Raw genomic sequence first — 17,668 nt, forward strand, 5'->3', positions numbered from 1 at the left:
GGAAGAACTCGTACCAGGCCCCGTACAGGGCCCGCTCCCGCTCCACCAGCAGCGGCAGCGGCTCGGAGGCCGTGACCAGCTCGCGCAGCGGATGCCGGGCCAGGACGGCGTCCACCTCCGGCGCCAGCGCCGCGGCATGGCGCTCCGCCACCGAAGCCGAGTCGTCGAGCAGCTTCTTCGCCGCGTCCCGCAGCAGGGTGCGCTCCGGCCCGCGCGGGGCCCGGGCGGCGGCCCGTTCGTAGAGACGGCCCCCCTCCTCCAGGACCAGACCGAGGTCGATGCCCGCGGGGATCTTGACGTCCGCGTGCCGGCGCCACGTGGCGATCGGATCGCTCCAGGCCTCCACGGTGTACGTCCAGCGGCCCATGGCGTCCAGCGTCACATCGGCCCCCCAGCGGTCCGTGCCGGGGGCGAGCTCGCGCATCGGCGTCCAGGGCCCGCGGTCGCCGTCCGGGTTCTTGAGGACCACGTTGGCGCCGATGACGTCGTGGCCCTCGCGAAACACCGTCGCGGAGATCCGCACCGTCTCCCCGATCACGGCTTTCGCCGGCCGCCGGCCGCACTCCACGCGCGGTTCGACGTCCCGGACCGGGATACGGCCGATCGCCCTGGTGGACTTCACCTTTGCACCTCCGCTGACTGAAATTGGCTTGCTCCGCCCGGAGTTGGGCGAACGATCCGCGTCGGCGCGGGGTGCTAGGTCTCCGCGGGCAGGCGGGGGAGGGACGACGTCACCGACAGCCGCGCGACGCCGCTCCTGCGGCCGGCCCCCCTGCGGTCGCGCAGGCGCCCGTCGGCGGCGGCCCGCAGATACTGCTCGGCGGCGTCCGCGGCCTCCCGCGCACAGCGCTTGCCCATCAGCACGCACAGGGTGTACCCGCAGTCCTCGAAGGCGGCCCGTGCCGAGCGGTCGCCGGGGTGCGCGAGCATGGCCCGCTCCCAGGCACGGTAACCGCGCAGCGTCCTGGCGACTTCGGTCTTCGCTGGTTGCATCATCGCGCTGATCACCTTTCGGGAGTTCACGAGGTACGCCGCTCGAGACGAGCGGGTCGGCCCTTTCCGCAGAGGTGCGAAAACGTCCAACCTCCCGAGGCCTTCACTTATGGTGCACGGCGCATCACCCAACGTCCTGTTGGATCTTGGTTGTGGTTCGCTCGTGTTGCACGAATGGCGTAGCAGCCCCACTGTGGTTGTGACTCTGAAGCGATTACCGCTCACGCTTCGTGTCGGGGACCCCGGCCCGTCGGGCCGAGGAGGAGTGTGAGCCTCGCCGGTGAGGAGCGAACGACGATGAAGACCGCAGTCCCCTGCTACTACCACCTCGACGTGGACGTCAGCCCGGAACGGGTCGGACAGGTCAGGCGCATCCTGGCCGCCCACCTGACGTACTGGGACCTCGAGACGCTCGTGGAGCCCGTCTGTCGCGGGGCCGAGATGCTGCTGAAAGCCATCGACGAGCACGCGAAGGACAAGCACACCTCGATCGAGATGTGGTGGAACGGCCAGCACCTGATCACCGCGGTCGGGGGCGACGACCGCCACCTGCGCCCCGACCTCGACCTGCGCGCCTGCCTGGAGCGCATCGCCGCCATGAGCGACGGCTGGGGCTGCTGTGCCACCGGCACCGGCAGCAAGGTCATCTGGTTCTCCCAGCGGGCCCGCGCCGGAGAGCGTGTGCCCCGTGTGCCGACCGCCCCGTCGCCCAGCCTGCGGGAGGGGCTTCAGGTGCCCCGCAACCTCACGACGGCCGGCGTGGCCGCCGCGTCGGCGGACGAGGAGCGTGTCCTGGAGGCCGCCCGGTGAGTCAGCGCCCCAGCCGTACGCGCCGGAGCGCAGGGGTGCCCGCCTGGAGCGGGCACCCCTACCCGCTGGGCGCCGACTTCGACGGTCAGGGAACCAATTTCGCGTTGTTCAGCGAGGTCGCCGAACGCGTCGAACTCGTCCTCGTGGACGACGACGGCGCCGCCCGGACCGTCCCGCTGACCGAGGTCTACGGCTTCGTCTGGCACGCCTACCTGCCGGGGATCGGGCCGGGGCAGCGCTACGGCTTCCGGGTCCACGGTCCGTGGAACCCGTCCTCCGGCGACCGGTGCAATCCGGCGAAACTGCTCCTGGATCCCTACGCACGCGCCGTCGACGGCCAGATCGACAACCACGCCGCTCTCTTCGAACGGGCCGGCGACCGGCCCGATCCGGCTGACAGTGCCGGACACACCCTGCTCGGCGTGGTCACCGATCCCGCCTTCGACTGGGGCGACGACGAGCCGCTGCGCCGCCCCTACGCCGACACGGTGATCTACGAGGCCCATGTGCGGGGCCTGACCCGCACCCACCCAGACGTCCCGCCCCACCTGCGCGGCACCTACGCCGGGCTCGCCCACCCCGCGGTGACCGGCCACCTGACCTCACTGGGCGTGACGGCGATCGAGCTGATGCCCGTGCACCAGTACGTCCAGGACGGCGTCCTGACCGACCGGGGCCTGTCCAACTACTGGGGCTACAACACCATCGGCTTCTTCGCCCCGCACCAGGCCTATGCCGCCCGGGGCGCCCACGGTGAACAGGTGAGTGAGTTCAAGGCCATGGTGAAGGCGCTGCACGCGGCCGGCCTCGAAGTGATCCTCGACGTGGTCTACAACCACACCGCCGAGGGCAACGAGAAGGGGCCGACCCTCTCCTTCCGCGGCATCGACAACGCCTCCTACTACCGGCTCGTGGACGGCGACTGGGCGCACTACTACGACACCACCGGCACCGGCAACAGCCTGCTGATGAGGCATCCCCACGTCCTGCAGCTGATCATGGACTCGCTGCGGTACTGGGTGACGGAGATGCATGTCGACGGGTTCCGCTTCGACCTCGCGGCCACTCTCGCCCGGCAGTTCCACGAGGTGGACCGGCTCTCCGCGTTCTTCGATCTCATCCAGCAGGACCCGGTGATCAGCCGCGTCAAACTGATCGCGGAGCCCTGGGACGTCGGCGAGGGCGGCTACCACGTGGGCAACTTCCCGCCGCTGTGGTCGGAGTGGAACGGCCGCTACCGCGACGCCGTGCGCGACTTCTGGCGCGCGGAACCCGGTTCGCTCGGCGAGTTCGCCTCCCGCCTGACCGGCTCCGCCGACCTGTACGCGCACCACAGGCGCCGACCGCGCGCCAGCGTCAACTTCGTCACCGCGCACGACGGTTTCACCCTGCGCGACCTCGTGTCGTACAACGACAAACATAACCAGGCCAACGGGGAGGACAACAGCGACGGCGAGAGCGACAACCGGTCGTGGAACTGCGGGGCCGAAGGCCCCACGGAGCGTCCCGAGGTCCTCGCGCTGCGGGCCCGGCAGCAGCGCAACCTGCTCGCCACCCTGCTGTTGTCCCAGGGCATCCCGATGCTGTCGCACGGCGACGAGCTCGGCCGCACCCAGCTCGGCAACAACAACGCCTACTGCCAGGACAACGAAGTGTCCTGGATCGACTGGCGGTTGACCGACGAACAGCGGGCCCTGACCCGCTTCTGCCGCCGCCTCGTCGCTCTGCGCGCCGCTCATCCCGTGCTGCGCCGACGCCGCTTCTTCCGGGGGGAGGCCGACACCAGGGCCGGACAGCCGTTGCCCGACCTGGTGTGGCTGCGGCCGGACGCGGGCGAGATGAGGGCGCGCGACTGGCAGCGTGCCGACGCGCACAGCGTCGGCGTCTTCCTCAACGGCGACGCCATCGCCGAACCGGACCCCCGCGGCCGGCCCGTCGTCGACGACTCGCTCCTGCTGCTGTTCAACGGATTCTGGGAGCCGGTCGTCTTCCGGCTGCCCGACGCGCGCCACGGTGAGCGCTGGACCGTGCGCGTGGACACCGTGGACCCCGACGGCGGCCCCGACGAGAACGAGTACAAGGCCGGCGCTGAGGTGACCCTGGAGGCCCGGAGCCTGCTGGTGCTCTCGCGGCCCCCGCTCGGCCCGCGGTGAGGCGGGCGGCGCTCAGCGCTGCCGGTGCGAGGTCACCGTGAACTGGGCGCCGTCCGGATCCCGCAGCACCGCCTCCCGGGCGCCCTCCATGAGCACGCTGCCGCCGTGCTTCTCCGCCGCCCGGGCGCACGCGGTCACGTCCGCCACCGCGAAGTGGATCTGCCAGTGCGGCCGGATCGTCGGGTCCGGCGCCGCCTCGAGCGCGCCCGACACGATCCGGGCCACCACGTCGCCCCTGCTGCGCAGCACGACCTCGCCTGCCTCGTAGTGGACCTCGCAGCAGCCCGGCCGGTCGGTCGCCCAGTCGAGGATCTCGCCGTAGAAGATGGCGGAGTCGAAGGCGTCGCGGGTGTGCAGCCTGATGAACGCGGGCGCGGCCTGCCGCCAGGCCTCCCAGTTGCCGATCAGCTCGCCCTCCCAGACGCCGAAGGTCGCGCCGTCCCGGTCGGCCAGCAGAGCCGCCCGGCCCGGCGGCAGGGAGATGGGCCCCACGGCCACGGTCCCGCCGCGCTCCCGCGTCCGGGACGCCGCCTCGTCCGCGCTGGGCACGGCGAAGTACGGCGTCCAGGCCACCGCCATCTGCCACATCGATGCGACGGCGGCGATTCCCGCGACCGGCACGCCGCCCACCAGAGCGGTGCGGAAGTGGTCGCCGAGGGCGCCCCGGAGCCACTTCCAGCCCAGCACCGCCCGGTAGAAGTCCTGGGTGGCCTCCAGATCACGGCTGGTCAGGCTCACCCAGCAGGGAGCACCGAAGACGGAGTGCGTGGAGACCGTTCCCCGGGCGCCGGGGGCGGATGTCGGATGATGGTTCATGGCACTCGCGTTCCTGGTCTGTCGGCCGGCCGGCGGGCGGGCGGGGGAGCGGGACTGCCACCAGTGTCCGGCCGCACCTGCCCGGGCCGCCCGCCGAGGACCCGCGTGGTTCGAAGCGGGACGGCACGAGTACCGCGCGGACCAGGGCCGAAACGGCCCGGATCCACCGGGCCGTACGGGTGACCGACGCCCCGGGCGGGCGTCGGAGGCGGGTGTCAGCCGTTCCCGGCCTCGCTCCCGGCCTCGGCCGGGGTCTCGGCGGTGATCTCCTCCCGCAGCCGGGCGAAGCAGCCGCTGAGCAGCCGGGAGACGTGCATCTGGGAGATGCCCAGCTGCTCGGCGATCCGGCTCTGCGTCATGCCCGCGAAGAACCGCAGGTACAGGATGGTCCGTTCGCGCTCCGGGAGGGCCCGCAGACAGGGCGTCACGGCCACGCGGTCGACGACGGTGTCGTAGCCGGGGTCGGGATGCCCGAGGGCGTCCTCGAGCGCGTAGCCGTCGGTGCCGGGCAGCTCGGCTTCCAGCGACAGCGCGGTGAAGCACTCCAGCGCTTCCGCGCCGGTGCGCACCTCGTCCTCGGTGAGCTGCGCGTGCGCGGCTATCTCGGCGGCGGTCGGCGCCCGGCCCGGAGTCGTCTGCGACAGCTCCTTCGCCGCGTGCCGCACCCGGTTGCGCAGGTCCTGGACCCGGCGGGGCACGTGCAGCGTCCACATGTGGTCGCGGAAGTGCCGCTTGATCTCACCGGTGATCGTCGGCACCGCGTACGCCTCGAAGGCGCGGCCGCGGTCGGGGTCGTAGTGGTCGACGGCCTTGACGAGTCCCAGCGCGGCCACCTGGTAGAGGTCCTCCAGCGCCTCGCCGCGCCCGCGGAAGCGGACGGCGATCCGCTCGGACATGGGCAGCCACAGCCGGACCAGTTCGTCCTTGAGCGCCTGGCGCTCGGGACCTGCGGGCAGCTCCGTGAGCCGCACGAAGGCCTCGGTGGTGTCCGGGGCGTCGTCATGGGAGTGCTGCTTCGTTCGGACGGTGGTACGCATCACGCGCGCCTCCCTCAGGAGGGTTGCCGATGAACGGGGGGACACCGTGGGAAACGCGCACTCGGAAGGATTCGGGCCACACCCGGGGCGGCCGGTCGGCAGGTCCCACGGACGTGCCTCCTGTCCGAAGCACTTCCCTGCAGATGCCCGCGGAAGGGTGCTTAGAAACAGTTTCACCCGATTCGTCTCTCGTCGCTCCTCGTGCCGCTCCTCGTGCCTCCGTGACTTGTCCGGACTGTCCGGTAGCCGTCGTACGCGCCCGTCTCCGGGTCGTCGGCGCGCCCGCGCATCCCGTGCCGGGCTTCGGGGCGCTCGCCGTGGCCGCCGCGCCCGGCGTCACCGCGGGATCCTCGCTCCCGGGCCGCCCGGCTCGTTGACGCGGCCCGCGGACGTGATGTGCGGCACGCCCCGCGCAAGCCCTTTCGGGGCCCGTCGGCCGATTGTGCCTGCGCACGGCTTGATCGGCGATCAAAGGGGGTGAATTCCCTGGCCACAGCGCATTCTGCTCATTTGACAGTGCCATCGGCGCACGGATAGGAAGCAGCCGGTAGAAGTCGAGAGGTGGACTGTGCACGAGCCGAACGTGGTCGGGGACTGGCTGGAGTACGACGAGTACGCCGGTCTGCGGGTCCGCGTCCACCGACTGGAACAGAGCGAGCCGCCGCGGGGGCGTGACGACGCCGCGGAGGGGCTGACCTATTTCTGTCTGCGGGTGACCGTGGAGAACCGGGGCGCCGCGCACTCCACGATCCACCTGGAGGACGGTCAGATCGACGTGCGGCTCGGGTCCGACGGCGAGAGCGCGTTCATCGACTGGCGCAACTCGCAGTTCATCGAGGGCTTTGACGTCTATCCGCTGCGCCGGGCGACCGCCGTGCTGTACGCCGCGGGACCGGAGGCGTGCCTCGGCCAGGTGGACGTCCAGATTCAGTTGCGCGTCGACGACGACTGGGCCGCCCGCCGGCTGTGGACGGGCGGCATAGGGCTGTATGAGGGCTCCGGCGCCCCCCAGCCCGGCGCGGCACACGACGGTCTGGCCCGTCAGGTGAGCAACTTCCTGCGCGACCAGGCCGAAGAGGGCACCGCCTGACGGATCCGGCGCCCTCCGGGCCGCGGCGGACGGTCAGTGCGGGATGCCGTCGATGATCTCGCGCGCGCCCTGCCGCAGCAACGCCACCGCCACCGAGGTGCCGAGCGTCGCCGGGTCGAGGCGGCCCGCCCACTCGTGGGCGTTGAGCCGGGTCTTGCCGTCCGGGGTGAACACGCAGGCGCGCAGGGACAGTTCGCCGCTGCGCTCCATCTGCGCGAAGCCCGCGATCGGGCTGTTGCAGTGACCCTGGAGCACATGCAGGAACATGCGTTCCGCCGTGGCCTCCCGGTGCGTGGCCGGATCGCCGAGGCCGCTGACCGCGTCGATGAGGTCGGCGTCGCCCTCGCGGCACTGCAGGGCGAGGATGCCCGCGCCGATCGGCGGCATCATCGTCTCCGGCGACAGCACCTCGGTGATCACGTCCCGCCGGTCGATGCGCTCCAGGCCGGACACCGCGAGCAGCAGCGCGTCCGCCTCGCCGTCCGCGAGCTTCTCCAGTCGCCGGTTGGCGTTCCCGCGGAACGGCACGCACTGCAGATGGGGGTGGGTGGCGGCGAGTTGGGCGATCCGGCGGACCGAGGAGGTCCCGATGCGCGTCCCCGCCGGCAACTCGTCCAGGGTGCGGCCGCCCGGGTGGATCAGGGCGTCGCGGATGTCGTCGCGCCGCAGGAACGCGGCGAACACCGTGCCGGCGGGCAGCGGCCGGTCGGCGGGGACGTCCTTGACGCAGTGCACCGCAAGATCGGCCTCGCCGGCCAGCAGCGCCGCGTCGACCTCCTTGGTGAACGCGCCCTTGCCCTCGACCAGGGACAGATCGCCCATCCACTTGTCGCCGGTCGTCCTGACGGGGACGACCTCGGTGCGCACACCGGGATGCAGGACGGCCAACTCCTTGCGCACCCGCTCCACTTGGGCCAGAGCCATGGGTGAGTCGCGGGAGACGATACGGATGAGTTCCGGAACGGACATGCGGGACACGATAGACCCTCGTGGCCCGCGTCCCGCACCGCTCACGGGTTTCGGCCACCGTTCGGCGACTCAGGGCTCCACTCGCATGCTGAAACGCCGTTTGTCCGCTCCGAGGGCGCCGCGCCGGGCGTAGAAGCGGATCGCGCCCTCGTTCCAGACCGGGGTCTGCCACTGCACCTCGGCCAGCCCCAGGCTCCGGGCCCGGTCCGCCACCGCGTCCATCAGCAGGGCGCCCAGACCCAGGCCGCGATGGTCCGGCGCGAGGAACAGGCAGTCCATGTGGAGATACTCACGGCCCTCCCAGGTGGACAGCGCGGGCGAGCAGGTCGCATAGCCGACGACCTCGCCCTCGGGCAGTTCGGCGACCAGACACCCGAGGAGCGGCGACGGCACGTCGAAGAGGAGCACGGCCAGGCGCTCGGCGAGGTCGGCAACGGGAGGTTCGGCGCGCTCGTACCGCGCGTGCTGCGCGGCCAGTTCCGCCACGCGCGGCAGATCGGACCGCTGGGCGTGCCGCACCCGGGCGGCGCTCACCGGACCTCGCTCCCGGCCGGGCCGGCGCCCTGTGCCGCGCCGGTGGCCCGGTGGCCGCCCGACGGACGGACGGCGCGGGGACGAGGGGCTCCGGTGAGAGGGACCGGGGCCTTCTCCGTCGTCACGGACGGGGGTTCTCGAAGAAGATCCATCCGGTCATCATGCCCCGGAGTCGGCCCCGGACGCCGGTTCCGGGGCCGGACCCTGTCGAGGGGTTCGTGTGTCAGGCCGGTCCGCAGGTCTACGCGTTGGGGTCGAACGTGATCCCGGAGGGCTTCGCGGACGACAGGTTGCCGGCGAAGGAGTCGTCCTTCAGGCCGAAGTGGGCGCTGCCGAAGTCGTACTGGGTCAGCTTGTCCCGCAGGCCCGACGGGTAGCCGTTCCAGCCGACCAGCGGCGGGTACTGCCAGGTGTGCTCGGCGTTCTCCGGCGGCTCGTCGTTGGAGTTGGCGATCCGGAAGCAGTGCGTGCGGATGCCGTCCTTGTGGTAAACCGCCTTCGCGTGGGTGCCTTCGAAGCGCACCGTCGACGCGGCGTGCACGGTGAACGAGCCGTGGTTGGACGTGGACACGTACTGGACCCGGTCGTTCTGCACCCAGACCACGACGTGCTCCCAGTCGTTGCGGTGACCGCCGATGCCGCTGCCCGCCACCGCCTGGTCCTTCTCGAAGTACAGGCTGTACATGTACGCGCACCAGCCGTTGTTGCACTTGTAGCGCGAGTAACTGTTCGTGTTGTCCAGATCGGAGGCGTCGTGACAGGAGCCGTTCAGCGCGCCGGTGGGCTTCAGACCGCCGTTGATCGTGCCGTCGGGACCGATGGCGGGGGTGGAGTAGCACCCGTCCGTGTCGTAGTCGAACGCGGGCTGGTACGTCAGCTCCGCGGCCTCGGCGTTCTGCGGAAGCGCCTGGGGAGGGGCGGCGAAGGCGACCGAGGGGACGGCGACGACCAGCGCGGCGGCGCCGGCGAGACCGGTGAGCCATCTCCTGCGGTGGGCCTTGAACCTGGCTGAGGGCACGGGGAGTTCTCCTCGGGGTGCGGACGCAGCCGAACGGCTGTGGGGGAAAAGGGAGTTCAGCTTCCACGCTTTCGACCGCCACGCCAAGAGGCCGTAGACGTACCGGTGGTGAAGGGCAGCTCAACAGTCGGCCGCCGGGGACCGTCTCAGACGGAAGTGTCCGGAAGGTCGGCCGCCGACTCCTCGGGCGCCAGATCCGGCCGCAGCCGCAGCCAGGACGGCTGGCGCAGCAGCCCCGCCCGGGTGCGGGTGCTGTAGCGGACCTCGCCGACCAGCCGGGGCGTCACCCAGCGTGCGCCGGTGGACGGCGGCACGGCGTCGAAGGGGCACGCCCCGGTCGCGTCGGCCCGCAGCAGCGCCGCCAGCTCGGCCCGCTCGGCCTCGCTCCAGCCGGTGCCCACGCTGCCGACGTAGCGCAGTCCCGTCGCGGCGCGCTGCCCGACGAGGACGGCGCCGGGCAGCCCTGTCAGCCGCCCCTTGCCGGGCAGCCAGCCGCCGACCAGGACGTCCGCGACCCTCATGTTGCGGATCTTGATCCAGGCCCGGGAGCGCGCGCCGGGCTCGTACGCCGAGTCCAGCCGCTTGCACACCAGCCCCTCCAGGCCGTGCGCGCGGGTCGCCTCCAGTGCCTCCCGGCCGTGCCCCACCAAGGCGCTCGGCGTCGACCAGAACGGCCCCTCCAGCGCCAGCGCCTCCAGCCGGGTCCTGCGCCGGGTGTAGGGCAGGGCGAGGAGGGAGCTTCCGGCGAGGTGCATCACGTCGAACAGGACGAGGTGCACGGGAGCCGTCGCGGCCAGCCGTGCCGCCTTGGCCGGGGCCTGGACCAGTCCCATGCGCGACTGCAGCAGCTGGAAGTCGGCCCGGCCCTGTCGGTCCAGGGCGAGCACCTCCCCGTCCAGCACCGCCGGTGTGCCGCCGAGCGCGTCGCCGAGCGGCCGCAGCTCCGGGTAGGCGGCGGTGATGTCCTCGCCCGAGCGGGCGCGCAGGGTGAGCGTCCCGTCGCCGGCGAGGTACACCACGGCACGCTGCCCGTCCTGCTTGGTCTCGTACGCCCAGCGCGCGTCCTGGGCCACGGGCGGGAGGGAGCCGGGGGTGGCGAGCATGGGCGCGACGAGGGGCAGGGGCATGGGTGAGTTGTCGACGCGGCGGCGCTTCGCCACGCGCGCGGGGCGGCCGTTTCCCCTGAACGGCGGCGACGGGCCGCGCCGCGCCGCACCATCGGCGACCGGATCCGTACGCCGCGCACCGAGTCCGAACGTAAGCCGTCCCCGGTCTTTCCCTGTGACGCGCGGCAGAACCGCTCCGGCTCGTACGCGCCGGTCTCTCCGGCGACGGACGTCGACCGTCTGTGGCCGCCCGGGGTCTTCGGGCGCCGGTGGGCCCCGGCAGGCGGTGCGAGCCTGCCGGGACCCGGCCGTCGGGCCGGACGGCACGACGGCATACCGCTCAGTATGATCCGCCGTGCCCCATCCCGGTACCGGTCGGACGTCCCCCGTGCCGTGCCGGGGGCAGGTGCTCAGGAGCGCGTGTGACCGTCGGGCCACTCGTCCTCGTCGAGCGTGTACGCGTCGAGGACGAAGCAGTCCGGCTCGTCGGCGAACCCGGGCAGGAGACGGGCGAGGCGCATGCGCTTCTCGGCCTTCCCGGCCGTGGAGTAGACGCCGAGCAGCTTGACGTCGTCGCCGTCCTGCTCGTCGATGTGGACCGTCTCCCCGTCGAGGTGCACGGTCGCCCCGTTCTCGCCGGCCTCGTTGTGATGAGCGATGTGCCACAGCAGATGGACGATCATCGCCGCAGACTATCCGGCGTCGGCAACCTCGCCCGCGACAGGGAGGGTTGGGCCCTGAGGCCGTCGCGGGACCCCGCCGGGCGGCCCGCTCCTACCGTCCAGTAATGTCGGGCGCCAGTTCATCTGAGGAGGAACCGTGCCCCGGTCCGAACGCTCACCCCTGCTGCTGGCGGGCCTGCTGGCCGCCGCGGGCGCGGCCCACTTCGCCGTGCCGCGCCCGTTCGACGCGATCGTCCCGCGCGTCCTGCCCGGCTCGCCGAGGAACTGGACGTACGCCAGCGGCGTCGCCGAACTGGCGCTCGCCGCGGGCGTGGCCCTGCCCCGGACCCGCAGGGCGGCAGCCCTGGCCACAGCCGCGCTCTTCGTCGGCGTCTTCCCCGCGAACGTCAAGATGGCCTGGGACTGGCGTCACCGCCCCGCCCCGCTCAAGGCCGCCGCCATCGGGCGCCTCCCCCTGCAGGCGCCTCTCGTGCTGTGGGCCCGCAGCGTCGCCGCAGGGGCCGTGACCGCCACGACGACGGAGGGACGGGCATGACCAAGGCTCTGGAGGTCGGCGACCTCGTCGAGGACTTCGCGCTGCCGGACGAGACCGGCGCCGTCCGCAGTCTGACCGGCCTGCTCGCCGACGGGCCGGTCGTCCTCTTCTTCTACCCCGCCGCCCTCACCCCGGGCTGCACCGCGGAGGCCTGCCACTTCCGCGACCTGGCCGCCGAGTTCGCCGCAGTCGGTGCCCGGCCGGTCGGCATCAGCGGGGACCCCGTCGACCGCCAGCAGGAGTTCGCCGGCCGGCACACGCTCGGCATGACCCTGCTGTCCGACGAGGACGGGTCGGTGCGGGAGATGTTCGGCGTGAAGCGCGGCTTCTCCCTTGCCCCCACCAAGCGGGTCACCTTCGTCATCGGGCGCGACCGCACCGTCCTGGAGGTCGTGCGCAGCGAGCTGCGCATGAACACCCACGCCGACCGCGCCCTGGCCGTGCTGCGCGCCTCGCGTCCCTGACGGGCGCGGCGGCCGGTGCCCCCGGCCGCCCGCGCCCGGCGCCCCGAGGCGGCCCGTCGCGGTTGAGGCGCCGGGCCCGAGGGACCATTCTGGACGACATGGAGCAAGTCGTCGCAGCGGCGGTCATCGATGTGCACGGCATCGTGACGGGCTGGAGCGAGGGCGCCCGGCTGCTGACCGGCCATCCGGCCGAGGAGGCCGTGGGCCTGACGGCGGCCGCCCTGCTCGCCGAGGAGCTGCCGCGCGGCGCGCACGGCGAGTGGACCGGCCCGGTCGTCGTGCGTCATCGCGACGGCCGCCCCGTCACGCTCGTCGTGACCGCCTGCCCGGTGCTCGGCCCCGACGGCCGGCGCACCGGGTACACGCTCAGCGCGCAGCGGCCCGCCGCCCGTGAGCCGACCCTGGCCGGGTCGGCCTTCCAGCAGGCCTCCATGTCGATGTCCGTCTTCGACCCCCAGCAGCGCTATCTGTTGCTGAACGAGGTCGCCTGCAAGGTCATGGGCGTCTCCGAGGACGTCCTGCTCGGCCGCCGCTTCCGGGACACCGTCGGGGACGACGAGCCCGCCCGCGGCTTCGACCGCCACCTCCGCCAGGTCGCCGAGACCGGGCGCCCCGTCCGCTACGAGAGCTTCACCGGGGCCCCCGCCCTCAATCGCGAGCATGCCTGGACCACCGAGATGTGGCCCGTGAGGGATGCGTCCGGCGAGGTCGCCGGGGTCGCCCTGGCCGCGTTCGACAGCACCGAGCAGTACCTGGCACGCCAGCGGCTGGCCCTGCTGAACGAGGCCGCGGCCTCCATCGGCACCACCCTCGACATGGTGCGCACCACCGAGGAGGTGGTCGAGCTTCTCGTCCCGCGGTTCGCCGACTTCGTCAGCGTCGACCTGCTGGACTGGGTGCTGGGCGCCGACGAGCCGCCCCCCGTCCCGACCGGCGAGGTCGTGCTGCGCCGGGTCGCCCACGGCTCCCCCCAGGACGGCACCCCGGAGGCCGCCGTCCGCCTCGGCGAGACCGACGTCCATCCGTCCTTCAGCCCGCCCGCCCGCGCCCTGCGGGAGGGCCGTGCCGTCCGCATCCAGGCGGGCGAGCCCGACTTCGTGCGCTGGCTCGCCGAACGCAACGCCCGCGCTCCCGAGGGCCGCCCCTTCCGCAGTGGCGTCCACTCGGTGATCTCGGTGCCCCTGAAGGCCCGCGGCACCACCCTCGGCGTGCTCGTCGGCGTCCGTACCACCCATTCCGACGACTTCGAGGCCGACGACGCCGTCTTCGCCGAGGAACTCGCCAGCCGGGCCGCCGTCTGCATCGACAACGCCCGCCGGTTCGCCCGCGAGCGCACCACCGCCCTGACTCTGCAGAACAGCCTGCTGCCGCGCGGCCTGTCCGGACAGGCCGCCGTCGAGGTCGCCCACCGCTATCTGCCCAGCGGCTCCACGGCCGGGATCGGGGGCGACTGGTTCGACGTCATCCCGCTGTCCGGCAGCCGGGTCGCCCTCGTCGTCGGCGATGTCGTCGGACACGGCATCCCCTCCTCGGCGACCATGGGACGCCTGTGCATGGCCGTGCGCACCCTCGCCGACGTGGACCTGCCGCCGGACGAACTGCTCACCCACCTGGACGACCTCGTCACCCACCTGGCTGCCTACGACGAGGGCGGCGAGGACGTCGCCGAACTGGGAGCCACCTGCCTCTACGCCGTCTACGACCCCGTCGACCGCCGCCTGACCGCCGCCGCCGCGGGCCATCCCGCACCGGCCCTCGTACGGCCCGACGGCACCGCGCAACTGATCGGCATGACCCCCGGCCCCCCGCTGGGCGTCGGGGGACTGCCCTTCGAGGCCGTCGAGCTGGAACTGCCCGAGGGGGCGGTCCTCGCCCTCTACACGGACGGCCTGATCGCGGACCGCGACCGCGACGTCGACCGTGCCGCCGAACTGTGCGACGCCCTCACCGTGCCCGCCGCCTCGCTCGACGCCCTCTGCGACAGCGTCCTGAAGGCGGTCCTGCCCGAAGCGCCCGGCGACGACGTCGCGCTTCTGCTCGCCCGCACCCACGCCCTGGGCGCGGACCGGGTCGCCACCTGGGACGTCGCGCCCGACCCCGCGCTCGTGGCCGCCACCCGGCAGGCGGCCGTCGAGCAGCTCGCCGCATGGGGCATGGAGGAAGCCGCGTTCGTGACCGAACTCGTCGTCAGCGAGCTCGTCACCAACGCCATCCGCTACGGCGCGCCGCCCATCCAGCTGCGCCTGATCCGCGACCGCAGCCTCATCTGCGAGGTCTCCGACGGCAGCTCCACCTCCCCCCATCTGCGCCGCGCCCACGCCTTCGACGAGGGCGGGCGCGGCCTGCTGCTCGTCGCGCAGCTCACCCAGCGCTGGGGGAGCCGGCAGACGGGCCGCGGAAAGACGATCTGGGCGGAGCAGCCGCTGGAGCCCTGGTGATCACTCGAAGGGACAGCCGGGGTCCGGCGCGTCCTCGGAGAACGGCGCGCCCTGCGGGAGCACGTCCAGCAGGTCCAGGACGACCGGCGTGCCGCCCGGGTCGCGGCCGATGTGCACGTTCCCCGGTCCGGCCCGCTCCCGCACGGCGCCGCGGCGGGACGGACGCCGTCGCAGGCGCAGTCCGGCCACGCGGGTGAGGGGCCTCACGGCAGCCGGCCGACCGCGCCCGACGCGGGGTCGAGGGGCGGCCGCTCCGGACGGACACCCGGGCGAAGGCGCGAAGGGCGAAGGCGGTGTCGTCAGGCCGCCGATCCGCTGGCACGATCCTTCTGTCGCCGTGACCCACGACCACGACGAGCAGTGACGACGAGCGGAGAGCGCATGACGACGGACAGCCGGCCGGCCGGCCTCGACGACGCGGCGGCCGAGGAGGCCGCGCGGACGGCCGGAGTACGGGTGCAGCCGGTCGCCGGGCACATCGGCGCGGAGATCGAAGGCGTCGACCTGGCCGCCGGCCTCGACGACGCCCAGGTCGACGCGGTCCGGCGCGCGGTACACCGCTGGAAGGTGGTGTTCTTCCGCGGCCAGCGCCTCGACCACGCCGGGCACGTGGCGTTCGCGCGGCGGTTCGGCGAACCCGTCGTCCTGCGCGGGCGGGGCGGGGCCTCGCCGCCGGACTTCCCCGAGATCGAGACGACCGCCGACCGGCTCGAACTGGGCGGGAAGTTCGGCATGGAGCACGGGGAGTGGCTGCGCCGGCGCCGTCACACCCTGCTGCGCGGCTGGCACTGCGACCACGGCGCCCGCATCGACCCGCCGGCCGCGACGATCCTGCGCGCCGAGACCGTGCCGCCCTACGGCGGTGACACGACCTGGTCCAACCTCGCCGCCGCCTACGCCGGACTCTCCGCGCCGGTACGGGAGTTCGTGTCCGGGCTGCGCGCCGAGCACCGGCTCGGCGTCGGCTACCAGCCCCGCCCCGGGGACGACGCTTACGTCCGCCACCTCCTCGACCGCCAGGTCGCCTCGGTGCATCCGCTGGTGCGCGTCCACCCCGAGACGGGCGAGCGCCTGCTGTACGTCAACGGCTACTACGTCGAGCAGATCACCGACCTCTCACGGGCGGAGAGCCGGGCGATCCTGGACATGCTGCTCGAGGAGGCGACCCGCGCCGAGTACACGGTCCGCTTCCGCTGGGAACCCGGCAGCGTGGCCTTCTGGGACAACCGCGCCACCATCCATCTCGCGCCGGGCGACAACGCGCATCTGGCCTTCCCGCGCACCATGCACCGGGTGATGCTCGCCGGTGAGGTCCCCGTCGGGACGGACGGCAGGCGGTCCGAGGCGGTGACGGGGTCCGAGCCGGGCCGCTGGTGAGGTGCCTCGGCCTCCCGCGCCGGCCCGCAACGCCTCCCGCCCCGCCGCCCCGGCGCAGGCGCTCAGACCAGGGGGATGGTGACCTCGTCCTCGACCGGCGGGTTCAGCTCCTGCGCCAGGTTGCCGGTGGCCGCGTGGCAGCGCAGCCGGACCGACTCCGGCGAGACGTCCAGGCGCAGGAAGCACTTGAAGAACGGCGGGCTGTAGGTGGCCGAGCCGGGCGAGAACAGCTGGGTGTAGATCTTGCGCACCGGCAGCCGGAAGCCTCTGCGGCGCTCCGGGCGGCTGCCGGCGCCCAGCAGAGAGGCGACCAGCCGGATCCGTCGCGTCACGCGCACCTGGGGCCGCGGCGTGCGGGTGGGCGGGATGCCCAGCCGCTCGGCGACGACCGCCTGGGCCTCCTCCTCGGTGAGGGCGAAGAAGCGGCGCAACCGCAGCCGGCGCCCGTAGAGCCTGCTGTAGAAGGCCAGAGAGTCGCCGCGCAGCGGATAGCAGCGGAAGTCGCGTTCCGTGACCCCGGCGACGGAGACGCGGGGAATGGTGTGCGTGGCGTGCATGAACGCGCCGCCGCCGCCCGCGACGACGTACTGCAGCGTCCGGCCGTCGGCGAGCCGCACCGGGTAGCGCTGGTAGTTGTGTATGTCGCCGCCTATCGCCGCCACATAACGGTGTGCGGGCGCGCTGACGATGTCGTCGACGGTGCCGCCGCCCTCGATGGGGCACGGGTGGTGCTCCCCGTCGACGTACAGGGGTGAGCCGGTGATCAGGATCTTCGGGCGCGGTCCCTGGGACACCTCCCTCAGCCACGCGCCCTGTTCGGCGTCCAGGACGCCCAGCAGCCCGGTGTCGATACCGATGATCCGGACCGGGCCGGCGTCGATCGCCCAGTACGGCCCGGGCTGCACGGCCTGTTGGACGGCGTCGCCGCGCAACGCCCTTGCCTGCGTGAGGCGTCGGTCGTCGTCCGGGCGCGGCCGGTGCCACAGCAGGGAGCGCAGCCAGGCGCGACCCGGGGGGCGCGGCGCGGGCTCGGCGGGCGGGGGCGGGGCGTCGCCGCAGAAGACCCGCATGAACGCGCCGAGGTCCTCGTACCAGTCATGGTTGCCCGGTATCGCGTAGATGGGCGCCCGGTAATCGCGGTACGGGCGGAAGAACTTGGTCTCGTAGTCGTCGGCGCTGCCGACCGGGTAGATGACGTCACTGGCCAGGACGGCGAAGGACGTTCCCTGACTGACTCTCAGAAAGCCCGGCACCACGGCGTATTGAGGTTCGTCGCCCTCACCGGTGTCGCCGATGACCATGAAGGAGAACTCGTCCGGTTCGGTGCGCCGGATCACCTTGTCGGCCGGTGCGCCGGCGGACGCACGCTGCGCCACCAGGCGGCCGCGGGTGCGTCCGGTGGGGTCGCCGAACCAGGAGGCGAGCACTCCGTTGCGGGCGGCCCACAGGAGCCTGGGGTTCAGCCACGAGATCTTCTCGACCCTGCCCGGCATGAGCTGTCGGTACGCGCCCTGTTCGGCGTCGCCCCAGCCGGCGCCCGCGGCGGTATCGCGTGAGGAGTCAGACACCGGTGCACCGTAGCAACGATCCACGGAGCGGCGGGAGTCGGGTGACCGGCGACGATGCGGCGTCCGGTGGGCGGGCC

Annotated in this window: 17 protein-coding genes and 1 pseudogene; 7 read left to right on the plus strand and 11 right to left on the minus strand. The window is 72.9% G+C overall.

Going from position 1 to position 17,668, the window contains the following annotated elements:
* Together IE239_RS28275 and IE239_RS28280 are read right to left on the minus strand one after the other, a co-directional pair.
* On the minus strand, positions 1 to 622 hold a 622-nt coding region (locus IE239_RS28275), incomplete at its 3' end, for a maltotransferase domain-containing protein (protein ID WP_190152243.1).
* Positions 623 to 696: 74 nt separating this feature from the next.
* Positions 697 to 996, minus strand: coding sequence for a DUF5133 domain-containing protein (locus IE239_RS28280; RefSeq protein ID WP_190152244.1), 300 nt, complete (start codon positions 994 to 996; stop codon positions 697 to 699).
* 294 nt (positions 997 to 1,290) lie between these two features.
* Here IE239_RS28280 and IE239_RS28285 point away from each other — a divergent pair, with 294 nt between their 5' ends.
* Both IE239_RS28285 and glgX read left to right on the plus strand, forming a co-directional pair.
* Positions 1,291 to 1,803 (plus strand): pep a2, encoded by a 513-nt coding sequence (locus IE239_RS28285; RefSeq protein WP_190152245.1) that lies wholly within the window; start codon positions 1,291 to 1,293, stop codon positions 1,801 to 1,803.
* Entirely contained in the window at positions 1,800 to 3,956 is a 2,157-nt protein-coding gene (gene glgX, locus IE239_RS28290; protein ID WP_229878360.1) for a glycogen debranching protein GlgX, read from the plus strand. The genes IE239_RS28285 and glgX overlap by 4 nt, the downstream gene beginning before the upstream one ends.
* A gap of 12 nt (positions 3,957 to 3,968) precedes the next feature.
* Here glgX and IE239_RS28295 read toward each other — a convergent pair whose 3' ends face one another.
* A complete protein-coding gene (locus tag IE239_RS28295) occupies positions 3,969 to 4,772 on the minus strand; it encodes a VOC family protein (protein ID WP_190152246.1) in 804 nt (267 codons plus the stop codon).
* A gap of 215 nt (positions 4,773 to 4,987) precedes the next feature.
* Complete coding sequence (locus IE239_RS28300; RefSeq protein ID WP_190152247.1) at positions 4,988 to 5,809, minus strand: SigB/SigF/SigG family RNA polymerase sigma factor; 822 nt, start codon at positions 5,807 to 5,809, stop codon at positions 4,988 to 4,990.
* A 568-nt stretch (positions 5,810 to 6,377) separates the two neighbouring features.
* Between IE239_RS28300 and IE239_RS28305 the strand changes: the two genes are divergently transcribed.
* The gene (locus tag IE239_RS28305) at positions 6,378 to 6,899 is read left to right on the plus strand and encodes a hypothetical protein (RefSeq protein WP_190152248.1); all 522 of its coding nucleotides are present in this window, start codon (positions 6,378 to 6,380) and stop codon (positions 6,897 to 6,899) included.
* Positions 6,900 to 6,932: 33 nt separating this feature from the next.
* On the opposite strand, the gene hemC is transcribed toward IE239_RS28305, so the two are convergent.
* From hemC to IE239_RS28330, 5 genes are all read right to left on the minus strand, one after another.
* A complete protein-coding gene (gene hemC / locus IE239_RS28310; protein ID WP_190152249.1) occupies positions 6,933 to 7,868 on the minus strand; it encodes a hydroxymethylbilane synthase in 936 nt (311 codons plus the stop codon).
* Positions 7,869 to 7,937: 69 nt separating this feature from the next.
* Positions 7,938 to 8,402, minus strand: coding sequence for a GNAT family N-acetyltransferase (locus IE239_RS28315; RefSeq protein ID WP_190152250.1), 465 nt, complete (start codon positions 8,400 to 8,402; stop codon positions 7,938 to 7,940).
* 241 nt (positions 8,403 to 8,643) lie between these two features.
* On the minus strand, positions 8,644 to 9,420 hold the full coding sequence (locus IE239_RS28320; RefSeq protein WP_190152251.1) for an NPP1 family protein: 777 nt from the start codon (positions 9,418 to 9,420) through the stop codon (positions 8,644 to 8,646).
* A gap of 146 nt (positions 9,421 to 9,566) precedes the next feature.
* The gene (locus IE239_RS28325) at positions 9,567 to 10,547 is read right to left on the minus strand and encodes an ATP-dependent DNA ligase (RefSeq protein ID WP_190152252.1); all 981 of its coding nucleotides are present in this window, start codon (positions 10,545 to 10,547) and stop codon (positions 9,567 to 9,569) included.
* Positions 10,548 to 10,936: 389 nt separating this feature from the next.
* Entirely contained in the window at positions 10,937 to 11,209 is a 273-nt protein-coding gene (locus tag IE239_RS28330) for a hypothetical protein (protein WP_190152253.1), read from the minus strand.
* Between the two features lie 136 nt (positions 11,210 to 11,345).
* Here IE239_RS28330 and IE239_RS28335 point away from each other — a divergent pair, with 136 nt between their 5' ends.
* From IE239_RS28335 to IE239_RS28345, 3 genes are all read left to right on the plus strand, one after another.
* Positions 11,346 to 11,744: a DoxX family protein gene (locus tag IE239_RS28335; RefSeq protein WP_190152254.1), complete on the plus strand. Its 399-nt coding sequence runs from the start codon at positions 11,346 to 11,348 to the stop codon at positions 11,742 to 11,744.
* Positions 11,741 to 12,208 carry a peroxiredoxin gene (locus IE239_RS28340; protein ID WP_308435430.1) on the plus strand — a complete coding sequence of 156 codons (468 nt, stop codon included), beginning with the start codon at positions 11,741 to 11,743 and terminating at the stop codon, positions 12,206 to 12,208. Before IE239_RS28335 ends, IE239_RS28340 begins: the two co-directional genes overlap by 4 nt.
* A gap of 98 nt (positions 12,209 to 12,306) precedes the next feature.
* Positions 12,307 to 14,646, plus strand: coding sequence for a SpoIIE family protein phosphatase (locus IE239_RS28345; RefSeq protein WP_190152255.1), 2,340 nt, complete (start codon positions 12,307 to 12,309; stop codon positions 14,644 to 14,646).
* Here IE239_RS28345 and IE239_RS28350 read toward each other — a convergent pair.
* A pseudogene (locus IE239_RS28350) lies at positions 14,647 to 14,825 on the minus strand (cupin domain-containing protein); the annotation flags it as partial.
* A 202-nt stretch (positions 14,826 to 15,027) separates the two neighbouring features.
* On the opposite strand from IE239_RS28350, the gene IE239_RS28355 reads away from it, so the two are divergent.
* Positions 15,028 to 16,023, plus strand: a complete 996-nt coding sequence (locus IE239_RS28355) for a TauD/TfdA dioxygenase family protein (protein WP_190152257.1) — start codon at positions 15,028 to 15,030, stop codon at positions 16,021 to 16,023.
* Between the two features lie 62 nt (positions 16,024 to 16,085).
* On the opposite strand, the gene IE239_RS28360 is transcribed toward IE239_RS28355, so the two are convergent.
* The gene (locus tag IE239_RS28360; protein ID WP_190152258.1) at positions 16,086 to 17,591 is read right to left on the minus strand and encodes a metallophosphoesterase family protein; all 1,506 of its coding nucleotides are present in this window, start codon (positions 17,589 to 17,591) and stop codon (positions 16,086 to 16,088) included.
* Positions 17,592 to 17,668 lie beyond the last annotated feature (77 nt).

Source organism: Streptomyces humidus, from assembly GCF_014649655.1.
In the GTDB taxonomy this organism is placed as follows: domain Bacteria; phylum Actinomycetota; class Actinomycetes; order Streptomycetales; family Streptomycetaceae; genus Streptomyces; species Streptomyces humidus.

What these genes read in the sequence shown, in the direction of transcription:
- IE239_RS28295 (WP_190152246.1), bottom strand. Translation starts at nt 4,772, where the DNA reads ATGAACCATCATCCGACATCCGCCCCCGGCGCCCGGGGAACGGTCTCC.
- IE239_RS28345 (WP_190152255.1), top strand. Translation starts at nt 12,307, where the DNA reads ATGGAGCAAGTCGTCGCAGCGGCGGTCATCGATGTGCACGGCATCGTG.
- IE239_RS28285 (WP_190152245.1), top strand. Translation starts at nt 1,291, where the DNA reads ATGAAGACCGCAGTCCCCTGCTACTACCACCTCGACGTGGACGTCAGC.
- hemC (WP_190152249.1), bottom strand. Translation starts at nt 7,868, where the DNA reads ATGTCCGTTCCGGAACTCATCCGTATCGTCTCCCGCGACTCACCCATG.
- IE239_RS28325 (WP_190152252.1), bottom strand. Translation starts at nt 10,547, where the DNA reads ATGCCCCTGCCCCTCGTCGCGCCCATGCTCGCCACCCCCGGCTCCCTC.
- IE239_RS28330 (WP_190152253.1), bottom strand. Translation starts at nt 11,209, where the DNA reads ATGATCGTCCATCTGCTGTGGCACATCGCTCATCACAACGAGGCCGGC.
- IE239_RS28300 (WP_190152247.1), bottom strand. Translation starts at nt 5,809, where the DNA reads ATGCGTACCACCGTCCGAACGAAGCAGCACTCCCATGACGACGCCCCG.
- IE239_RS28280 (WP_190152244.1), bottom strand. Translation starts at nt 996, where the DNA reads ATGATGCAACCAGCGAAGACCGAAGTCGCCAGGACGCTGCGCGGTTAC.
- IE239_RS28355 (WP_190152257.1), top strand. Translation starts at nt 15,028, where the DNA reads ATGACGACGGACAGCCGGCCGGCCGGCCTCGACGACGCGGCGGCCGAG.
- IE239_RS28340 (WP_308435430.1), top strand. Translation starts at nt 11,741, where the DNA reads ATGACCAAGGCTCTGGAGGTCGGCGACCTCGTCGAGGACTTCGCGCTG.